The organism is Agreia sp. Leaf283, from assembly GCF_001422485.1.
Taxonomy (GTDB): Bacteria; Actinomycetota; Actinomycetes; order Actinomycetales; family Microbacteriaceae; genus Agreia.
Window position 1 is genome coordinate 820623 of record NZ_LMNF01000001.1, and the last position, 16950, is coordinate 837572.

Below are 16950 nucleotides of genomic sequence, written 5' to 3' on the forward strand. Positions count from 1 at the left end.
GCGAGGGTGCCCCCATGCAGACGTCAACGGCGATCCTCACCGCATTCGACTCCCCACACGCCCTCTCGGTCTTCACCGATCGGCTCGCTCGATATCGACGCATGCCGGTGGATGCCCAGGGCTTCATCGTGTCGATTCCCATCGCGGGGCGCGCGCTGGTGAGGCAGGAGGGCCGGTCGCTCACGCTCAGCGTTGTCGCGGCCGACGAAAAGGCACTCGCCGCATCGATGGCGGCCGTCGTTCACGAACTGCAGGAGGGCTTCGGCCGCTCCGACTTCAGGCGCAGCATCTCGGTGCGCTGGCAGCGCCGCGACGTGGTGCCGACCGCGCTGCGCTGACGCGCGCCAGGTGCGGGGCGTCTCAGTCGTCGAGTTCGGCTTCGAGCTGCTCCGGAGTCAGGTGCTCGCCGGGCGTCGGACGTCGGAAAGGGATGTCCTTCGTGGACTCGTGCTGCTGCAGCGTGCCCTCTTCCCCGGCATCGTTGCCGGGGAGTGTGTCCGGTCCGTCGACCGGTCCGTCGTGCAGGTCGAGATCTTCGTCTCGGTCTGCGGGGTGGCGCTCGATCTGGGGTTCGAAAGGCTCTGACATCGACATGCCGTTCAGGGTGCGCCGCCGAGGTTAACGGCTGCTGAGACTATCGCTCCGGCGTTGTTCATCCCGATTTAACCGTCGGGGCGTACCGTCGCCCGCGATCGCCGAACGAACCGCTTCCCGATCGCCAGGAGTGCCCGATTCGAAGGGACGAAAACGTGGATGTTCTCATCACCGTTCTGCTCGTCGTGACCATCGCCCTCGTGTTCGACTTCACGAACGGCTTCCACGACACGGCCAACGCCATGGCGACCTCGGTCGCGACCGGCGCGCTCAAGCCGAAGGTCGCGGTCACCATCTCGGCCGTGCTCAACCTTGTCGGTGCCTTCCTCTCGACCGAGGTGGCGAAGACCATCTCGCAGGGCATCATCAAGGAGGGCGACGGGGGTGTGCAGATCACGCCCACGATGATCTTCGCCGGACTCGTCGGCGCCGTGCTCTGGAACCTCGGCACCTGGTACCTCGGACTGCCGTCGAGCTCGACCCACGCCCTCTTCGGCGGCCTCATCGGAGCGGCGATCATCGGCGCCGGATTCGGATCGGTCGACTTCGCCGTCGTGCTCTCGAAGGTCGTGCTGCCCGCGCTCTTCTCGCCGCTCGTCGCCGGCCTCGTCGCGCTGGTGGCGACCTACGCCGCCTACCGCATCACCAAGCAGGCCCGCTCACGAGGGGCGGATGCCGGCTTCCGGCACGGACAGACGATCTCGGCCTCCCTCGTGTCGCTCGCCCACGGCACCAACGACGCGCAGAAGACGATGGGCGTCATCACGCTCACGCTCATCGCGGCCGGCTACCAGGGGTCGGGAACGGGCCCGCAGTTCTGGGTCGTCGCATCCTGCGGTCTGGCCATCGCGCTCGGCACCTACCTGGGCGGCTGGCGCATCATGCGCACGGTCGGCAAGCGCATCACAGACGTGCAGCCGGCCCAGGGCTTCGCCGCAGAGACCAGCTCGGCCGCAACCATCCTCATCTCGTCACACCTCGGATTCGCCCTGTCGACCACGCAGGTCACCTCCGGCGCCGTCGTCGGCTCGGGCCTCGGCAAGAAGCTCGCGACCGTGCACTGGGGAGTCGTCGGACGCATCGCCATGGCCTGGGTGTTCACCCTGCCGGCCGCAGCTCTGGTGGGCGGGCTCGCCGCCTGGATCGCGAGCACCAGCACCGTGGGACTCATCGTCGTGGCCGTGCTGGCCCTCGCCGGCGGGCTGGCGTTCGTGTTCCTTGCGCGCAGGCACCCCGTCACCCACGACAATGTGAACGACGTCGACGCGGAATCGCGTGAACCCGAGACCGCATCGACCGGAAAGGCCTGATCATGATCGACTCCACCGCCACCGCTCTCGTCGTGGCAGCCGACGGCTCGGAGAAGTTCCTCGGCGTCGACTGGGCCGCATTCGGCATCGTCTTCGTCGTGGCCTTCGGCGCCGCCGTCGCCATCGTCGTGTTCTTCGCACTGGGACTGCGCCTGCTGGCGGTCGGCTCCGACGACGACACGGGCGCCGACGGATCGATCGTGTCGACCGCCAGGGGCTCGAGGCCTCTCGGCGCGACCGTCGGCGCGTTCGCCTGCCTGGCCGTCTGCGTGGCGGCGGTGCTCTACGGGCTGTACCTGATCATTCCGCAGTTCCACTGACACGCGCTGCCCCACCGATAATGGAGGGGTGGAAACGGACGCGCGCTGCCCCTGCGGCTCCGGCCTGAGCTACGGCGAGTGCTGTCGCCCGATCCACCTCGGGCTCTCCCCCGCGCCGACGGCCGAGCGGCTCATGCGGTCGCGGTTCTCGGCGTTCGCGGTGGGCGACCCGGCCTACCTGCTGCGGTCGTGGCATCCGGATACCCGCCCGGCGACGCTCGAACTCGACGCCGACACGCGCTGGCTGTGGCTCGAGATCGTGCGCACCGAGCGCGGTGCGGAACGCGACACCGACGGTGTCGTCGAGTTCCGCGCGAAGTACCGGGTGGATGCGCCGGAGGGCCGATCGTCGGGCGTGCAGCACGAGATCAGCACCTTCACGCGCGTCGACGGAGCCTGGGTCTACGTCGACGGCTCGGCCTGACGGGGCGGCTACCTGCGCTTGGCCAGGGCGACCACGAGCGCGATGACAGCGGCACCCACGAGCGCGGCGACGGTCACGAACCGCGTCGGGTTGTCATCGTAGGCCGAACGGATGCGGCTGCTGCCCTCATCAGCGAAGTCCCGGGCCGACGAGACGACATCATCGGCCGTCTTCTCGACCTTTCGACCGATGTCCTCGGCCACGTCGGAGGCTGTGCCGGCGGCGTCCTTGGCCGCGTCGGAGGCCCGGTCGACGGTCTTCTTCACGTCGCCCTCGACGCCCGCCTTGTCGGCCAGGTCGTGCGCGGTGTCTGCAGCCTTGTCGATGACATCATCGGCGGTGTGCTTCGGGGATTTGTCGGTCATGATGTGCGTTCCTTGCGTGGTGGGGCGGGGGTGGACGAGCGCAGTTACTTCGAGATCTTCTTCACGGCCTTCTTGGCCGCCTTCTGCGTCTTCTTCTGGGCGCGGGCGCGGGCCTTCTTCACGGCGGGATCGTTCCAGAAGGCTTTCGCCGTCTCGCTGATCTCCTTGTAGCGGCCGTGGCCGGCCTTGGCTCCGACGACGTAGGCGGTTGTTCCGACGACGATCACGACGAGCCACACGAGGGGTTTGGGCATGTTCTTCTTCTTTCTCAAGAGTTACTGCAGGCGGGTGGTCTTGGTGACCCGGGCTCGGAAGCCGCCGCTGATCTGGATCAGCGCGGGCAGCTCGCGGCCGAGCAGCTCGTCGAGCGCGTGGAGCTTCGACTCGACGATCGCGGCCGCGTCTTTCGGCGAAACGCCGCGTCGGCAGGTGACGGACACCTTCAGCACGGGGGTGCGGCGCACCTTGTACGTCGAGACGTGGGAGCCGACGAACTCGGAGTGTGCGTCGAGCGCGTCTTTCAGGGCGTTCTCGGCGACCGACGACTCTATCACGGTCGACCCGTGCTCGCTCGTGGGGTCGGTCAGCGCGATCCCGGTGTGGCCGCGCCCCTGCCGTGAGATGAACACGATCAGAACGATGATGGCGATCACGAGCAGCGCGACGACGGCGATGAGAATCCAGCTCACTCCGATGCCGGCGAGCTGAGTCTGCTCGAGCCAGCTCGCCACCTGGTCGGTGACCTGCCCGCTCTTGTCCTTCCAGGCATCCCGAACGAACGGAACGAGCACGGCGGCGGCCGCGGCCGCACCGACGACGAGCAGAAGTAGACCGCAGACGAAGATCAGCAGCCTGTTGGCTGCACGATTGGTGCTGTTCATGCGCCTACCTTCGCTTTCTCTGCGATCTGAACCCGTGCCCGAACGGTGGGGCGCAGGCCGTATGCGTCGAGCTGGGCCGTCACGGCCTCGGTCACGTCGTCGCGATTGGCCGGGATTCCGGATGTGGGGGTGAGGTCGACCACGGCGCGGCGGTGCGAGACCGACACGGTGGTGTTGTCGGGGTCGACGTTGCCCGCGTACGACGCGTGCCGGGCCAGGGCGGATGCGATGACCTCGTTGTCGACGACGGTCGCCGCACGCTCGGTGTCGATCACATGACGGGCGCGGCGGCCGGGCGAGAGCGACAGGATGATCAGCACGAGACCGATCACCGCCACGACGATTCCCGCGGCCGCAACGATCGCTGCCGGCTGCTCGGCGAGGCCCAGGGCCGACGCGAACATGTCGGATGGCGCGACCAGCAGGGCGGGAAGCCCGAGAAGGGCGATCACGACCTCGGTGCCCACCCAGGCGAACACGATGATCAGCACGACCGCGAGAACGATCGCGAGCAGTGAGCGCGGCGAGTGGGTCTCGCGCCGGCTCATCCGCGCGTAGAGAGCCTTGTTGTCGGAGCTCATTTCACTCTCTCCTCTGGCTGGATGGTGACGCCGGAGACCTTCACGGTGACGCGGGCGATCTGCGAACCGGTGAGCGCGCTCACCCGATCGCGGATCGTCGTCTGCGCCTGGCCGGCCCTGTCGAGGATCGTTCCGCCCGATCGTGCGACGACCGAGTTGTCGGTGCTCACTCGATCGAGCGACACGATCCGGATGGGGGTGGTCACGACCAGGGCCAGCGCACCCGTGTGGTCGGCGAGTTCGACGCCCACGCGCGCGGCGTCGACCCCGAGGGCGTCGGCGGTGACCGCCGACACGACCTTGTTCAGGGCCTTCGACGTGACACGGGTGCGACCGCGCTGTGCCGCTCCGGTCTCGGTCGTCGAGGCGATGCTCATGACGAGGAGCGCTTGCCGCGGAACGCGTCGACAAGACTGGTCACGTCGAGCTTGCCCTCGATGACGCGGCCGATGAGGGCACCGATGGCCATGGCGATGGCGACGAAGAAGAACGCCCAGAATCCGAGCACGATCCAGGTGAGCGCGAGGACCGCGCCGATGAGGATGCCCGTGCGGGTTGCCGAGGGGGTCACTGGACTCGCGCCTCTGCTGCGTCGTCCTTGTTGTTGTCGTCGGAGGGCAGGTGCACGTCGTTGACGGTCACGTTGACCTCGGTGACCTCGAGTCCGACGATGGTCTCGACGGCGCGGATCACGTTGTCGCGAACGCCGTCGGCCACGTCCTGCAGGGGCGCGGGGTACTCGGCGACGATGGTGACGTCGACGGCGACCTGCTTCTCGCCGACCTCGACGTTGATGCCCTGGCTCTGGTCCGCACCGGCGACGGCCTCGCGGATGGCGCCGAACGCGCGGGCGGCTCCGCCACCGAGGGCGAAGACTCCGCGGGATTCGCGGGCGGCGATGCCGGCGACCTTGGCGACGACTCCATCGTTGATGGTGGTCTTGCCGAGCGTGGTCGACACGGGCAGTGCATTCGCCGCGGTGGCGGGAGTGGCGGGGGTGGGCGTGGTGGCCATGATTGTCTCCTTGGTATGAGTGCCCGGATTCTCCGGGGCTTGGTGCTGCTTCATGGATAGGTCGTGTGATGCGACCGGTTCGTCACGAAAGAATCTGAAAATCTTTTGGACGACTTGGCGGGAACAGAAACTCGATCGGTCAGGGCAGCAGTTGCTGCAGCCTGCCGACCCAGTCGACGATCGTCGGGATCGCCTCGCCGGCTTCTGCTGCGGCCGCTCCGGCGCCCGCGGCCAGCGGGTACACCGACACGACGAGCGCGGCGATGACGGCGGCGACGGCGCAGATCCAGGCCAGCGGGCCGCGACGGATGCGCAGGATGAGCGCCAGGAGTCCGGCAGCCAGCGCGTAGCCGCCGACGACGGCGACGGTCATGCTCGCGACGGGGAAGTCGACGAACGGGGCCGCCGCCGCGGCGGAGCCGACGAGCCCCGCGACCGGCACGAGCACGATCGCCGCGACGATGATCGTCGTGATGGTTCCCGTGCCGAGCGCGAACCACACACTCCGTGGGCGGTGTCTCATCGTTCTGTCTCAGGCGGTTCGGGCACGACCTCGAGACCTGTGGCCGAGTTCGCCGTGCGCATGAGCGCGTCGACCCAGGCGCGGTTGAGCGCCGGGTGCCTCTTGCCCGAGAAGGTGAATGCGAGTGGAATCGCGGGGTGCAGCCACATCATGTGGTGGCCGCGGTCGTTCTCCCACGAGAGGGCGAAGCTCTCGCCCCGTCGGAGTTTGGCCAGCACGACCACGCGCACGTGGTTGAGCGGCCTGTCGTCGAGGATCATTTCGACCCCCGAGTTGCCGTAGATGATTTTTCCCATCAGGGTCCTGTCGGTGATTCGGATGCTTCGACCCCGGCCTCGTAGACGGAGGCCGGGGTCGAAGAGGGTGAGGTGCGATCAGTGCTTGAAGGCGTCCTTGACGTTCTCGCCGGCCTTCTTGGCGTCGGCCTTGGCCTGGTCGGCCTTGCCCTCCGCGACCTTGCTGTCGTCGTTGGTGAGGTTTCCGAGTGCTTCCTTCGCCTTGCCCTTGAGGTCTTCGGCGGCGTTCTGGATCTTGTCTGCTGCGCTCATGATGTCGTTCCTGTTCTTCTCGGGTTCTCCCGGTTCGCGGGGTGCGGCCGGCGGGAGTCGCGCACGCTCGCATGTCGACGCCGAAACCGACGACATCGACTCGTGTCAAGACTTCGATGAAGAAATCCGTGTGTGCGACTCTTACCCGTAGGACGCATGTCGACGCCCGATCGTCACGCCCCAGGTGTGCGAAAAAGCTGAGAAATGGCTGCATGCCGAACCCGCTCGGGGGTGATCGACTCGAGCCTGATGCAGAGGAACACCCGCATGGCCGATTCCCCCGCGACCGCGCTCGCCGTCGAGATCGAGAAGGTCCTCCGCGACGTCGACGGCGTCACCGCCATCTATTCGAGCGCTCCCATCGTCGAGGTCGTCGTCGAGGAGGTCGGCGCAGCCGTCGTTCCCGCGCCCGCAGTTCCGGCCCCGCTGATCAGTGTCGAGGCGGGTGAGCAGGGCACGACCGTCACCGCGGTCATCGGCGTCGATGAACGTGCGCCCGCCCACCAGACGGGTCGCGCAGCCCACGACCACATCGTCGACCTGCTCTCCCGCACGAGGGTGCAGGCCAGCGTCACGGTGCGCATCGCGATGATCTCGAGCTGAGCCCGTACCGGAGACTGTTGTACGGTTGCGTTGATCGAGGAGGATCTATGAGCGCCTTTCATCCGGATCTCGCCGTCGGCCGCTTCATTCCGCGGTTCTCGTTCGGGCCGCGAGTGGTGTCGGTGATGAGCCGTGTTCCGCAGCGAACACCGCCGACGCCCGAGGACATGCTGATCGACGAGATCACGGTGCCCGGCGCTCCCGGCGGTCCGGACGTCTCGCTGCGGGTGTACCGGCCGAGAACGCTCACGGGGCCGGCGCCCGCCCTGTTCTGGATTCACGGCGGCGGATTCCTGCAGGGCGACCCGGTTCAAGACGAGCGCTCCAGCATCGACTTCGCCCGCACGCTGGGGATCACGGTGGTGGGCCTGCGTTATCGGCTCGGCCCCGAGCATCCGGCGCCCGCCGCGATCGAGGATGCCTATGCCGGCCTGAGCTGGCTGGCCGAGCACGCGGCCGAGCGGGGCGTCGACCCCGAGCGCATCGCGATCGGAGGTGCGAGCGCGGGCGGCGGGCTCGCCGCGGGACTCGCGCTCTACGCGCACGACAGGGGCGAGATCGTTCCCGCCTTCCAGCTGCTCGTCTACCCCATGCTCGACGACCGCTCGGTTCTGCGCGACGATCTCGACACCCGCAACGTGCGCATCTGGAGCCCGGGCAGCAACCGCTACGGCTGGTCGTCGTACCTCGGCACCGCCCCCGGCGGTCCCGGCATCTCGCCGTACGCGGCACCCGCCCGGCGGGAAGACCTCTCGGGCCTGCCGCCAGCGTGGATCGGCGTGGGGTCGCTCGATCTCTTCCTCGACGAGGATCTCGAGTACGCGCGCAGGCTGCGCGAGGCCGGTGTTCCGTGCGAGAGCACCGTCGTGAAGGGCGCGTTCCACGGCTTCGACGTGCTCTTCGCCGAGAAGCCCGTCTCTCGACGGTTCTGGCGGGCGCAGGCGGCCGCGCTCCGAGGAGCGCTGTTCCCAGCCCCTTAGGAGGCTGAGCCTTCGCTGGCATGCCACCCTTGAAGGGATGATTCGAACAGCAGGCAATCCCACCGAGCTCGGCGGGCTCGCCGGCTTCGCGCTCACCCTGATGGAAGGCATCGGCGAGTGGGGCGTGGGGCTCTTCACCCTGATCGAGACCGTCTTCCCTCCCATTCCGAGCGAGGTCATCCTGCCGCTCGCGGGTTTTCTGGCGCAGCGTGGCGAGCTGAGCATCGTGCTCGTCGTCATCACCAGCACGCTCGGCGCCTACGTGGGCTCGCTCGTTCTGTACTGGCTCGGCGCCAAGCTCGGCATGGACAGGGCGATCGCGGGGCTGTCGAAGCTGCCGCTCGTCGACAAAGAGGACTTCGAGAAGGCCGCCTCGTGGTTCTCCAGGCACGGAAAGTCGGCCGTATTCTTCGGCCGGTTCATTCCGGGCGTGCGCAGCCTCATCTCGCTTCCCGCCGGTGCCGAGCGCATGAACCTGGTGAGCTTCAGCATCTTCACGATCGCGGGCAGCGCCATCTGGAACGGCCTTCTGATCGGCCTCGGCGCTGCCCTCGGAACGCAGTACGAGCTCATCGAGAAGTACAGCGACTACCTCAACTACATCGTCTACGCGGCTATCGCCGGTGTGGTCGTGTGGCTCGTGGTGCGCCGCATCCGCCGTCACCGCGCCGCCGCCTGAACGCATCCGCGCCGGTTCGGCGCATCCGCTACCGGCCGACGCGGCGCGGATGCACCCAGCAGGAGCGGATAGCGGAGGTCGAGTACTCTGGGGCACCATGCTGACCCTCGACGACGTGTGGCCCCTCTTCGCCCTGCGGCTTCGCTCGCCCCGGCTCGAGCTGCGGCTGATGCGCGACGACGATCTTCCGGCCATCGTCGAGGCCGTGCTGGCAGGCATCCACCCGGCTGATCGGATGCCGTTCGACTCGCCCTGGACCGACGCGGAGCCCGAGCAGCTCGCCCGCGACTTCGCGAAGTACCACTGGCACCTGCGCACCACCGTGCAGCCCGGCACCTGGACCCTCGACTTCGTCGTTCTGCACGAGGGCCGCGTGATCGGCATGCAGGATGTGCGCGCAGAGAACCTCGCCCGCACGAAGACCGTGTCGTCGGGGTCGTGGCTCACCCGGGCGGCGCAGGGCCACGGATTCGGAACCGAGATGCGGGCCGCCATCCTGCTGTTCGCGTTCGATCATCTCGATGTGGAGGTCGCCGAGTCGAGCGCGGCCACGTGGAACGCGTCGTCGCTCGGTGTCTCGCGCCGCCTGGGCTATGTCGACGCGGGCGTCACCGTGGTCGAACCGCGCCCGGGAGAACCGAACACGATGCAGAAACTGCGCCTCGACCGCGAGAACTTCCCCCGCCCGGAGTGGCCCCTCGGGGTGGACGGCGCGGCCGCCGCCCGCGCAGAACTCCTCAAGCCGTAGGCGATTGTTGCTCGTCGCGACGGATGTTGCCGGGCGACCAGCAACATCCGTCGCCGCGGGCAACACCCGCCCGCGCAGAACTGCTCAGGTAAGGTTCGAGCCCGGCTTCGGCGGCTTGTGCATGTCGAGCGCGGACTCCTCCGCGTCGATGAACGCCAGCGTCGTCTTCACCGCGCGCTCCTGGTAGCGGCCCTCGGCCCGGGCGTCGAGCACCGCCTGCCGCTCGGCCTGCACCATCAACCGACGCAGCCTGTTGTACGACGCGGGACGCGTCTCGCGGTCTCCCTCGGGCGGGTTCTCGAGCGCCTCTGCGAGAAAGCGGGCGTTCGTGCGCAGTCGTTCGACGACTCCGGGTTCGACTCCCTCGAGCTCCTGCTGCTCAAGCAGATCGAGCCCCGCGGTCTGCGCCTCGACCATGAGCCGCTGCGTCTCCCCGCGCTCCTGCTCGACATCGGGCGGAGGAAGCCGCAGTCGGCGGATGAGCCAGGGCAGCCCCAGCCCCTCGACCAGAGTGCCCGCCACCACGACGAACGCCAGGAACTGGAGGAACTCCCTGTTCGGCGTCTCCTCCGGCAGCAGGAACACGGCTGCGAGCGTGACCACGCCCCGGATGCCCGCGAACGACACCGCGATCCCGGTGCGCCAGCTCCATCCGCGACCCCGCAACCACTGGGGGCCGAACCGATAGACCGAGGTGGTGATGAGCATCCAGACCACCCGCGACACGAGGAGCGCAAGCAGGATGATCGCCGAGATGCCCACGGTCGGCCAGAATCCCGGGCCCGAGTCGACGACCCCGTCGAAGATCTCGGCCAGGGCGAGGCCCATGAGCAGGAAGACGGCGTTCTCGAGCAGGAACTGGATGGTGCGCCAGTTGATCGACTCGGCGATGCGCGCCTCGGCCGTCTGTATGACCGGCGACCGGTAGCCGAGGAACAGTCCGGCCACGACGACCGCGAGCACACCGGACCCGTGGAAGAGCTGCGCGGGGATGAACGCGAGATACGGCGTGACCAGCGACAGGCTCGTGTCGAGCACGGGGGCGCGCAGCTGCTGCCGGATCTTCGAGAGCACCCATCCCACGCCCAGCCCGACCGCGACGCCGACGACCACGGCGATCACGAAATCGGCCGCCACCATCCACGGGTTGATGACGCTGATCATGGCGAGCACCGCCGCGTTCAGGGCGACGAGGGCGGTGGCGTCGTTGAGCAGGCTCTCGCCCTCGAGCACGGTGACGAGCCGCCGGGGCAGCCCGAGGCGCCCGGCGACGGCGGTCACGGCCACGGCATCCGTCGGCGCGACCACGGCGCCGAACGCGAACGCGGCGGCCAGCGTGATCGCGGGAATGATGAGCCACGCGGTGAAGCCGACGACCACCACGGTGAAGGCGACGAGACCCACAGACAGAAGCAGGATGCCGTCGCGCCGGGCGCGTACATCGACGAACGACGTGCGGATGGCCGCCGCGAACAGCAGCGGGGGCAGCAGCCCGTAGAGGATGAGGTCCGGCTCGATCTCGAGGTGGGGCACGCCGGGCACGAACGAGGCCACGGCGCCCACGAGCACCAGCGACACGGGTGCCGACCAGCCGATGCGCTTCGTCAGCCCGCTGACGGCGACGGTGACCACCACGAACGACACGATCCAGATGATCGTGACAACGGAGTCCTCCACGGTGCCGCCCTCCCTCTCTAGGTATCCGTTCCCTGAGCTTGTCGAAGGGAATCCTCGAAATCGCTGCCCTTCGACAAGCTCAGGGAACGCGAGTCCCCTTCGACAAGCTCAGGGAACGAGGAAGTGAACTCCCCTACTGGTTCAACAATTCCTGCCAGTTCGAGGGAACCCGCCCGGCAGGCCCGGGAACGGGCTGGTCGGCGGGGTGGCTGTCGGGGGCGGCGAGCTGCGGAGCACCGTCGTAGTACTGGTTGGTCTCAAAGCTCCACACCCAGTCCTCGCCGGGCTCGAAGCTCTGGATGATCGGGTGTCCCGTCTCAGCGCCATGCTTCGATGCATGCTGGTTGGGCGAACTGTCGCAGCAGCCGATGTGCCCGCACTGCGCGCAGCGACGCAGGTGGAACCACCACTGATCCTCTGTCTCGAGGCACTCCACGCAGCCGGTGCCGCTCGGCGGCGCCGACGGGTCGATTCCTGGAATCGTGGTCATAGTTCTCCCCTGACGAAGGTGGATGCGATGTGCCACCCAGACTAGTCACCACTCGCTCGGCGCGGGGGCCTTCGTCGGGGGCAGCGCGGTGGTCTGGCCCCACTCGTGCAACCATTCCGGGACCGTGACCTCGGCGGGGATCGGGCCCACGGCATCCAGAAGCTCGTGCATCGGCACCACGCCGCCGGTGCGCTTCAGAAACCGGCCGCGGATGAACGCCTGCGCGTAGATCTCTCCGTCGACCGTGAAGCGCTGCTCCACGTAGACGGCCTTGTCGTCGAAGCCGAGCACGCGCGACTCGACGTCGAAGCGCTGCCAGAGGGTGAGCGACTTGCGAAAGCTGATGGTCTCGGCGACGACCACGGGGTACCAGCCGCGGCCGTTCACGATCGCCCAGATGCCGCTGCGCACGAGCATGTCGAGCCTGCCCAGGTCGAGGATCGACAGGTAGACGCCGTTGTTCATGTGCCGGAACAGGTCGAGGTCGCTGGGCAGCACACGAAAGGGCGTGGATGCGACGTCGAACGTTCCGACGCGACGTCTCGTTCGGGCGCGCCACTGGTACCAGACCGTGCGGAAGAAGAGGTGCATCCCCCGAATCTAGCCTCCGAAACAGGCATACGCTTGACCAATGACAACGACTCCCCAGCACGCGCTTCCCTCTGGATTCACCGACCGGTCGACGGCGAGCGACGTGCTCGCGGGAATCGACCTCGCGGGCAAGACGGCCATCGTCACGGGTGGGTACTCGGGGCTCGGCATCGAGACGGTCGCGGCGCTGACGGATGCCGGTGCGCAGGTGATCGTGCCGGCCCGCCGACCCGACGTTGCGCGGCAGGCCCTCGAGGAGCGCGGTCTCATGGGCGTGGCCGTCGACAGACTGGACCTGTCTGATCTGGCCAGCGTGCGTTCCTTCGCCGAGCGCTACCTCTCCTCGGGTATGGGCCTCGACATCCTCATCAACAACGCGGCGATCATGGCCTCGCCCGAGGCGCGAGTGGGCGACGGCTGGGAGTCGCAGTTCGCCACGAACCACCTGGGCCACTACGTGCTCACGAACCTGCTGTGGCCCGCGCTCGTCGCAGACGGCGGAGCCCGCGTCGTGGCGCTCTCGTCGACGGGTCACAAGCTCAGCCCCATGCGCTTCGACGACCCGCAGTTCACGACCGGCTACGACAAGTGGCAGGCGTACGGCCAGGCGAAGACGGCCGACAGCCTGTTCGCCGTGCAGCTGGATACGCTCGGGGCGCCGTTCGGGGTCAGGGCCTTCGCGGCGCATCCGGGCGGCATCATGACCGAGCTGCAGCGTCACCTGCCTCGCGAGGAGATGATCGCCTCGGGCTGGATCACCGAGGACGGCACCGTGAACGAGCGCTTCAAGACGCCCGCCCAGGGAGCCGCGACCTCGACGTGGGCAGCGACCTCACCGCAGCTCGACGGAATGGGCGGCGTCTACTGCGAGGACTGCGACATCGCCGAGCCCACGGTCGCCGGCAGCCCGACGGCCCGCTTCGCAGGGGTGGATGCGCACGCGATCGATCGCGACGACGCCGCCCGACTGTGGGCGCTGTCGGCCGAGCTCACGGGCGTGAACGCGTTCGCGTAAGCGCTGTCGCTCACTGAAGTGCGGGAAAGGGCCGCTTCGCAACGAATCGACGCGGCCACTTTCCGCACCTCAGTGACGAGAGGCACCGATCGGCGCTACGGCACCCAGAACCCGATCGCACACAGCAGTCGCGTCTCGTCGTCTGCCCCGGCCGGCGGCTCGATCGCGGGAGGGAAGACGCCGAAGCTGCGCCACTCGTCTGCGTGAGGAACGACCCACTCGTTCAGCCCGTCGATGAGCTCGGGCGAGAGATGAAAGGGGATGCCGAGATGCTTGGCGATCATCCACGCCTGGGTCGCCCGATACATACCGAGGTGTGAGAGACCTTCGTCGGCCGGATAGTCGCCGTACTGAAAACGGAACGTCGTATCGAGGTCGACGCCGGCCTGCACACGCTCCGTCGCCGCGTCGTTCAGGGCGTCGTACGAGGCGATGGGATCGTCGCCGAGCAGGTCTTTGTCACGCAGCTCGTCGCCGTCGGCGATGGACCTGCCGGCCAGCACACCGGGAACCCAGGCCTCGTCGTAGGCGTGTGATTTCAGCAGGTCGAGGACGGTGGGGTTCTCGAAGGAGGACCACGATGCGGGAACGGGCTTGTCGAAGTCGCCCGGCTGCACTCGATCGATGACGCTGCGAAGAGCGGCGTCTGACAGAAGAAAGAAGGTATCGGCTCTCATAGCCGAAGTGTAGGCATCGCCTCCGACAGCGGCTAGACCTCGAAGAACGACGCGACGGTCGACGGCGAAACCTCCTCGAGAGTCGCCGGCGCCCACCGCGGTGTGCGGTCCTTGTCGATTACCTGCGCGCGCACTCCCTCGCGAAAGTCGGGGTGCGCCAGGGCGTGCGCCATGATCCGAAGCTCCTGGTCGAAGCAGGCCTCGACGGTGGGCAGCTCGCGAGCGCGACGCAGCGACTCGAGCGTCACCGCCACCGCCGTGGGCGACTTCGTCTTGATGAGCGCAGCGGTCTCTGCCGCCGCCGACTCGGGTGTCGCCGCCAGGGCATCCAGAATCTCGCCGACGGTGTCGTGCGCGAAGGCCGGCTCGATCCACGACGCGTCAGACACCAGATCGCCGGATGCGCGGGCGCCCCGCGGCGGCTCGGCACGCAGGGCGGCCACGGCCTCGTCGGCGGGCAGGTCTTCGAGCGACGCCACGAGAGAGCGAAGTCGGTCCGCCGGAATGAACGCATCTGCGAGCCCCAGCTCGATCGCGTCCGCCGCCGAGGCGGTGCGTGCGGTGAGTGCGAGGTAGGTGCCCAGCTCTCGGGGAGCGCGGCTGAGCAGCCAGCTGCCGCCGACGTCCGGCGTGAGGCCGATGCTGACCTCGGGCATGCCGAGCGCCGAGTCGTCGGTGACCACCCGGTGCGAGGCATGGCCCGAGAGGCCGATGCCGCCGCCCAGCACGAAGCCGTTCATGATCGCCACGAACGGCTTCGGGTAGCGGGCGATCAGCTTGTCGACCCGGTACTCGTCGCGCAGAAAGCCGACGGCCGCCGACACGTCGTCGTCGGCAACACGAGCGTGCAGCTGGGTCACGTCGCCGCCCGCGCAGAGACCGCGGGCGCCGTTTCCCGTGAGCAGGACTGTGCTGATCGACTCGTCGAGAGCCCATGCATCGAGGGCCTCCCCGATCGCGGTGACCATCTCGTGCGTCAACGCGTTGATCGCCCGCGGGCGGTTCAGCGTGATGTGCGCGAGGCGGCCACGAACCTCGAAGAGAACGTCGTCGCCGGCGACACCATCCGTCACGACGTCGCCCCTCCCGCGTTGCCCACGGACTTCAGCTCGGGAAACTGGTCGTCGCGCCACTCCACCGCGACGACGACGCCCTCGGCGACCCGCTCCTCGCGCTCGCGCAGCTCGACCCGGCGGATCTTGCCCGAGATCGTCTTCGGCAGCTCGAAGAACTCGATGCGGCGCACGCGCTGGAACGGGGCCAGCCGCTCACGCGCGAATCGCAGGATCTCCTTCGCCGTCGCATCCGTCGGGTCGAAGCCGGCCGCGAGCACGACGTAGGCCTTCGGAACCGCGAGCCGCACGGCATCCGGTGCCGGCACGATGGCCGCCTCGACCACGGCCGGGTGCTCGATGAGTACGCTCTCGAGCTCGAACGGGCTGATCTTGTAATCGGATGCCTTGAACACGTCGTCGGTTCGGCCCACGTATGTGAGATACCCGGCGGCGTCGCGCGTGGCCACGTCTCCGGTGTGGAAGTAGCCGTCGTGCTCGCTCTCGGCGTTCTTCGCGGGGTCTCCCACGTAGCCGGTCATGAGGTTCACCGGACGCGAGCGCACGCCGACGCAGATCTCGCCCTCATCGGCCTGAAGACCGGTCAGCGGGTCGACGAGCACGATCGGGCACCCAGGAAGCGGGCGGCCCATCGAGCCGTCTTTGATGTCGGAGCCGGGAGTGTTGGCCACCACCGCGGTCATCTCGGTCTGGCCGTAGCCGTCGCGAATCGTGAGGCCCCAGTGCTCTCGCACGCGCGAGATCACCTCAGGGTTCAGCGGCTCGCCCGCCGAGATCGCCTCTCGCAGCTCTCCGGCGCCGGCGCTCAGGTCGGTCTGGATGAGCATGCGCCACACCGTGGGCGGAGCGCAGAACGAGGTCACCTTCTCTTCACGGATGCGATCGACGAGCGCCACCGCGTCGAAGCGCGCGTAGTTGTAGACGAAGATCGTGGCCTCGGCGATCCACGGCGCGAAGAAGCAGCTCCACGCGTGCTTCGCCCAGCCCGGCGAGCTGATCGCCAGGTGCACGTCGCCCGGGCGCAGGCCGAGCCAGTACATGGTCGACAGGTGCCCCACCGGATAGGAGACGTGGCTGTGCTCGACGAGCTTCGGGCGGCTGGTCGTGCCCGACGTGAAGTACAGGAGCAGGGTGTCGCTCGACGCGTTGCCGGGGTGCGGGAGCCGGCCGCGCTTGGCTGCGAACGCATCATCGAAATCCAGCCAGCCGGATGCCGCTGGCGCGGCCGCCGCTCGGCCCACCCGAATGCGCGTGTACTCCCCCGGCACGGCATCGAACTTGGCGGCGTCGGCGGCATCCACGATCACGTGACGCACGCCGCCCCGCTCGACGCGGTCGAGGAGATCGGCCGGCCCCATCGCCGTTGTCGTCGGAAGGATGACGGCGCCGAGCTTCATGATGGCGAGCATCGCCTCCCACAGTTCCACCTGGTTGCCGAGCATGAGCATCACGGTGTCGCCCTTCGCGACGCCCTGAGCGCTGAGCCAGTGCCCCAGGAGGTCGGAGCGGGTGGCCAGCTCGTCGAAGGTGCGGGTGGTGCGGCGCCCGTCCTCCTCCACGATCACGAGGGCTTCGGCGTCGTTGCCCCTGGCGATCTCGTCGAACCAGTCGATCGCCCAGTTGAACCGGGGGCCGACATCCGGCCATACGAAGTCTCGGCGGGCGGTGTCGTAGTCGTCGCGCAGGTCTACCAGCTGGTCGCGGGCCGCGCGAAAAACCTCAGTCGTCATTGTTCGACTTTATGCGGAGCGCGACGCCTGCGAGCCTCGGCTAAGTCCGCACATTCGAGGGAACACGCCGGAAATCAGCCGCGTGCGCACGGCAAGTCGCCCCAAACGTACGGACTTGGCTATGTTC

Annotated in this window: 26 protein-coding genes; 9 read left to right on the plus strand and 17 right to left on the minus strand. The window is 68.2% G+C overall.

The window, feature by feature from the left end; translation table 11 throughout:
• Positions 1-14: 14 nt before the first annotated feature.
• Entirely contained in the window at positions 15-338 is a 324-nt protein-coding gene (locus tag ASF51_RS03575; protein WP_055925250.1) for a hypothetical protein, read from the plus strand.
• A gap of 22 nt (positions 339-360) precedes the next feature.
• Here ASF51_RS03575 and ASF51_RS03580 read toward each other — a convergent pair whose 3' ends face one another.
• On the minus strand, positions 361-594 hold the full coding sequence (locus tag ASF51_RS03580; RefSeq protein ID WP_055925254.1) for a hypothetical protein: 234 nt from the start codon (positions 592-594) through the stop codon (positions 361-363).
• Between the two features lie 155 nt (positions 595-749).
• On the opposite strand from ASF51_RS03580, the gene ASF51_RS03585 reads away from it, so the two are divergent.
• From ASF51_RS03585 to ASF51_RS03595, 3 genes are read left to right on the plus strand one after another with little or no spacing between them, the layout of a single operon-like run.
• Positions 750-1904 carry an inorganic phosphate transporter gene (locus ASF51_RS03585; protein ID WP_055925257.1) on the plus strand — a complete coding sequence of 385 codons (1155 nt, stop codon included), beginning with the start codon at positions 750-752 and terminating at the stop codon, positions 1902-1904.
• A gap of 2 nt (positions 1905-1906) precedes the next feature.
• Positions 1907-2224, plus strand: a complete 318-nt coding sequence (locus ASF51_RS03590; protein WP_055925260.1) for a hypothetical protein — start codon at positions 1907-1909, stop codon at positions 2222-2224.
• A gap of 28 nt (positions 2225-2252) precedes the next feature.
• Positions 2253-2648, plus strand: a complete 396-nt coding sequence (locus tag ASF51_RS03595) for a YchJ family protein (protein WP_055925263.1) — start codon at positions 2253-2255, stop codon at positions 2646-2648.
• 8 nt (positions 2649-2656) lie between these two features.
• On the opposite strand, the gene ASF51_RS03600 is transcribed toward ASF51_RS03595, so the two are convergent.
• The 10 genes from ASF51_RS03600 to ASF51_RS18590 all read right to left on the minus strand — a co-directional run bounded on the left by ASF51_RS03600 (position 2657) and on the right by ASF51_RS18590 (position 6560).
• Complete coding sequence (locus tag ASF51_RS03600) at positions 2657-3013, minus strand: hypothetical protein (RefSeq protein WP_055925266.1); 357 nt, start codon at positions 3011-3013, stop codon at positions 2657-2659.
• A gap of 44 nt (positions 3014-3057) precedes the next feature.
• Positions 3058-3267 (minus strand): hypothetical protein, encoded by a 210-nt coding sequence (locus ASF51_RS03605; RefSeq protein WP_055925269.1) that lies wholly within the window; start codon positions 3265-3267, stop codon positions 3058-3060.
• 21 nt (positions 3268-3288) lie between these two features.
• Positions 3289-3894, minus strand: coding sequence for a hypothetical protein (locus ASF51_RS03610; protein WP_055925272.1), 606 nt, complete (start codon positions 3892-3894; stop codon positions 3289-3291).
• Positions 3891-4475 carry a DUF6286 domain-containing protein gene (locus ASF51_RS03615; protein ID WP_055925275.1) on the minus strand — a complete coding sequence of 195 codons (585 nt, stop codon included), beginning with the start codon at positions 4473-4475 and terminating at the stop codon, positions 3891-3893. Before ASF51_RS03615 ends, ASF51_RS03610 begins: the two co-directional genes overlap by 4 nt.
• Positions 4472-4852 (minus strand): hypothetical protein, encoded by a 381-nt coding sequence (locus ASF51_RS03620; protein ID WP_055925278.1) that lies wholly within the window; start codon positions 4850-4852, stop codon positions 4472-4474. The genes ASF51_RS03615 and ASF51_RS03620 overlap by 4 nt, the downstream gene beginning before the upstream one ends.
• Positions 4849-5046: a DUF2273 domain-containing protein gene (locus ASF51_RS03625; RefSeq protein WP_055925281.1), complete on the minus strand. Its 198-nt coding sequence runs from the start codon at positions 5044-5046 to the stop codon at positions 4849-4851. Before ASF51_RS03625 ends, ASF51_RS03620 begins: the two co-directional genes overlap by 4 nt.
• Positions 5043-5489 carry an Asp23/Gls24 family envelope stress response protein gene (locus ASF51_RS03630; protein WP_055925284.1) on the minus strand — a complete coding sequence of 149 codons (447 nt, stop codon included), beginning with the start codon at positions 5487-5489 and terminating at the stop codon, positions 5043-5045. The genes ASF51_RS03625 and ASF51_RS03630 overlap by 4 nt, the downstream gene beginning before the upstream one ends.
• Before the next feature lie 139 nt (positions 5490-5628).
• Positions 5629-6012, minus strand: coding sequence for a hypothetical protein (locus ASF51_RS03635; protein WP_157411985.1), 384 nt, complete (start codon positions 6010-6012; stop codon positions 5629-5631).
• Positions 6009-6308, minus strand: a complete 300-nt coding sequence (locus ASF51_RS03640) for a hypothetical protein (protein WP_055925290.1) — start codon at positions 6306-6308, stop codon at positions 6009-6011. The genes ASF51_RS03635 and ASF51_RS03640 overlap by 4 nt, the downstream gene beginning before the upstream one ends.
• Before the next feature lie 78 nt (positions 6309-6386).
• Positions 6387-6560, minus strand: a complete 174-nt coding sequence (locus tag ASF51_RS18590) for a CsbD family protein (protein WP_082465913.1) — start codon at positions 6558-6560, stop codon at positions 6387-6389.
• Between the two features lie 267 nt (positions 6561-6827).
• On the opposite strand from ASF51_RS18590, the gene ASF51_RS03650 reads away from it, so the two are divergent.
• The 4 genes from ASF51_RS03650 (at position 6828) to ASF51_RS03665 (ending at position 9570) form a co-directional block, all read left to right on the plus strand.
• A complete protein-coding gene (locus ASF51_RS03650) occupies positions 6828-7163 on the plus strand; it encodes a hypothetical protein (RefSeq protein ID WP_157411986.1) in 336 nt (111 codons plus the stop codon).
• Positions 7164-7210: 47 nt separating this feature from the next.
• The gene (locus tag ASF51_RS03655; RefSeq protein ID WP_055925298.1) at positions 7211-8143 is read left to right on the plus strand and encodes an alpha/beta hydrolase; all 933 of its coding nucleotides are present in this window, start codon (positions 7211-7213) and stop codon (positions 8141-8143) included.
• Between the two features lie 37 nt (positions 8144-8180).
• A complete protein-coding gene (locus ASF51_RS03660) occupies positions 8181-8822 on the plus strand; it encodes a DedA family protein (protein ID WP_055925301.1) in 642 nt (213 codons plus the stop codon).
• Between the two features lie 97 nt (positions 8823-8919).
• Positions 8920-9570 (plus strand): GNAT family N-acetyltransferase, encoded by a 651-nt coding sequence (locus tag ASF51_RS03665; RefSeq protein ID WP_055925304.1) that lies wholly within the window; start codon positions 8920-8922, stop codon positions 9568-9570.
• Positions 9571-9654: 84 nt separating this feature from the next.
• On the opposite strand, the gene ASF51_RS03670 is transcribed toward ASF51_RS03665, so the two are convergent.
• The 3 genes from ASF51_RS03670 to ASF51_RS03680 form a co-directional block, all read right to left on the minus strand.
• Positions 9655-11247 (minus strand): Na+/H+ antiporter, encoded by a 1593-nt coding sequence (locus ASF51_RS03670; protein WP_055925306.1) that lies wholly within the window; start codon positions 11245-11247, stop codon positions 9655-9657.
• Between the two features lie 133 nt (positions 11248-11380).
• On the minus strand, positions 11381-11737 hold the full coding sequence (locus tag ASF51_RS03675) for a UBP-type zinc finger domain-containing protein (protein ID WP_055925309.1): 357 nt from the start codon (positions 11735-11737) through the stop codon (positions 11381-11383).
• Between the two features lie 45 nt (positions 11738-11782).
• The gene (locus ASF51_RS03680) at positions 11783-12328 is read right to left on the minus strand and encodes a thioesterase family protein (protein ID WP_055925312.1); all 546 of its coding nucleotides are present in this window, start codon (positions 12326-12328) and stop codon (positions 11783-11785) included.
• 40 nt (positions 12329-12368) lie between these two features.
• Between ASF51_RS03680 and ASF51_RS03685 the strand changes: the two genes are divergently transcribed.
• The gene (locus ASF51_RS03685) at positions 12369-13343 is read left to right on the plus strand and encodes an SDR family NAD(P)-dependent oxidoreductase (RefSeq protein WP_055925315.1); all 975 of its coding nucleotides are present in this window, start codon (positions 12369-12371) and stop codon (positions 13341-13343) included.
• Between the two features lie 95 nt (positions 13344-13438).
• Here ASF51_RS03685 and ASF51_RS03690 read toward each other — a convergent pair whose 3' ends face one another.
• From ASF51_RS03690 to ASF51_RS03700, 3 genes are read right to left on the minus strand one after another with little or no spacing between them, the layout of a single operon-like run.
• On the minus strand, positions 13439-14020 hold the full coding sequence (locus ASF51_RS03690) for a hypothetical protein (protein WP_055925317.1): 582 nt from the start codon (positions 14018-14020) through the stop codon (positions 13439-13441).
• A 32-nt stretch (positions 14021-14052) separates the two neighbouring features.
• Positions 14053-15093: an enoyl-CoA hydratase/isomerase family protein gene (locus ASF51_RS03695; RefSeq protein WP_055925320.1), complete on the minus strand. Its 1041-nt coding sequence runs from the start codon at positions 15091-15093 to the stop codon at positions 14053-14055.
• On the minus strand, positions 15090-16823 hold the full coding sequence (locus ASF51_RS03700; RefSeq protein WP_055925323.1) for an AMP-binding protein: 1734 nt from the start codon (positions 16821-16823) through the stop codon (positions 15090-15092). Before ASF51_RS03700 ends, ASF51_RS03695 begins: the two co-directional genes overlap by 4 nt.
• Between the last annotated feature and the right edge of the window lie 127 nt (positions 16824-16950).

Excerpts from the sequence above, each read along its gene's own strand:
- ASF51_RS18590 (WP_082465913.1), bottom strand. The coding sequence starts at position 6,560 with ATGAGCGCAGCAGACAAGATCCAGAACGCCGCCGAAGACCTCAAGGGC.
- ASF51_RS03680 (WP_055925312.1), bottom strand. The coding sequence starts at position 12,328 with ATGCACCTCTTCTTCCGCACGGTCTGGTACCAGTGGCGCGCCCGAACG.
- ASF51_RS03690 (WP_055925317.1), bottom strand. The coding sequence starts at position 14,020 with ATGAGAGCCGATACCTTCTTTCTTCTGTCAGACGCCGCTCTTCGCAGC.
- ASF51_RS03615 (WP_055925275.1), bottom strand. The coding sequence starts at position 4,475 with ATGAGCTCCGACAACAAGGCTCTCTACGCGCGGATGAGCCGGCGCGAG.
- ASF51_RS03610 (WP_055925272.1), bottom strand. The coding sequence starts at position 3,894 with ATGAACAGCACCAATCGTGCAGCCAACAGGCTGCTGATCTTCGTCTGC.
- ASF51_RS03590 (WP_055925260.1), top strand. The coding sequence starts at position 1,907 with ATGATCGACTCCACCGCCACCGCTCTCGTCGTGGCAGCCGACGGCTCG.
- ASF51_RS03630 (WP_055925284.1), bottom strand. The coding sequence starts at position 5,489 with ATGGCCACCACGCCCACCCCCGCCACTCCCGCCACCGCGGCGAATGCA.
- ASF51_RS03655 (WP_055925298.1), top strand. The coding sequence starts at position 7,211 with ATGAGCGCCTTTCATCCGGATCTCGCCGTCGGCCGCTTCATTCCGCGG.
- ASF51_RS03660 (WP_055925301.1), top strand. The coding sequence starts at position 8,181 with ATGATTCGAACAGCAGGCAATCCCACCGAGCTCGGCGGGCTCGCCGGC.
- ASF51_RS03580 (WP_055925254.1), bottom strand. The coding sequence starts at position 594 with ATGTCGATGTCAGAGCCTTTCGAACCCCAGATCGAGCGCCACCCCGCA.
- ASF51_RS03575 (WP_055925250.1), top strand. The coding sequence starts at position 15 with ATGCAGACGTCAACGGCGATCCTCACCGCATTCGACTCCCCACACGCC.
- ASF51_RS03635 (WP_157411985.1), bottom strand. The coding sequence starts at position 6,012 with ATGAGACACCGCCCACGGAGTGTGTGGTTCGCGCTCGGCACGGGAACC.
- ASF51_RS03650 (WP_157411986.1), top strand. The coding sequence starts at position 6,828 with ATGGCCGATTCCCCCGCGACCGCGCTCGCCGTCGAGATCGAGAAGGTC.
- ASF51_RS03620 (WP_055925278.1), bottom strand. The coding sequence starts at position 4,852 with ATGAGCATCGCCTCGACGACCGAGACCGGAGCGGCACAGCGCGGTCGC.
- ASF51_RS03605 (WP_055925269.1), bottom strand. The coding sequence starts at position 3,267 with ATGCCCAAACCCCTCGTGTGGCTCGTCGTGATCGTCGTCGGAACAACC.
- ASF51_RS03675 (WP_055925309.1), bottom strand. The coding sequence starts at position 11,737 with ATGACCACGATTCCAGGAATCGACCCGTCGGCGCCGCCGAGCGGCACC.
- ASF51_RS03685 (WP_055925315.1), top strand. The coding sequence starts at position 12,369 with ATGACAACGACTCCCCAGCACGCGCTTCCCTCTGGATTCACCGACCGG.
- ASF51_RS03640 (WP_055925290.1), bottom strand. The coding sequence starts at position 6,308 with ATGGGAAAAATCATCTACGGCAACTCGGGGGTCGAAATGATCCTCGAC.
- ASF51_RS03665 (WP_055925304.1), top strand. The coding sequence starts at position 8,920 with ATGCTGACCCTCGACGACGTGTGGCCCCTCTTCGCCCTGCGGCTTCGC.
- ASF51_RS03700 (WP_055925323.1), bottom strand. The coding sequence starts at position 16,823 with ATGACGACTGAGGTTTTTCGCGCGGCCCGCGACCAGCTGGTAGACCTG.
- ASF51_RS03600 (WP_055925266.1), bottom strand. The coding sequence starts at position 3,013 with ATGACCGACAAATCCCCGAAGCACACCGCCGATGATGTCATCGACAAG.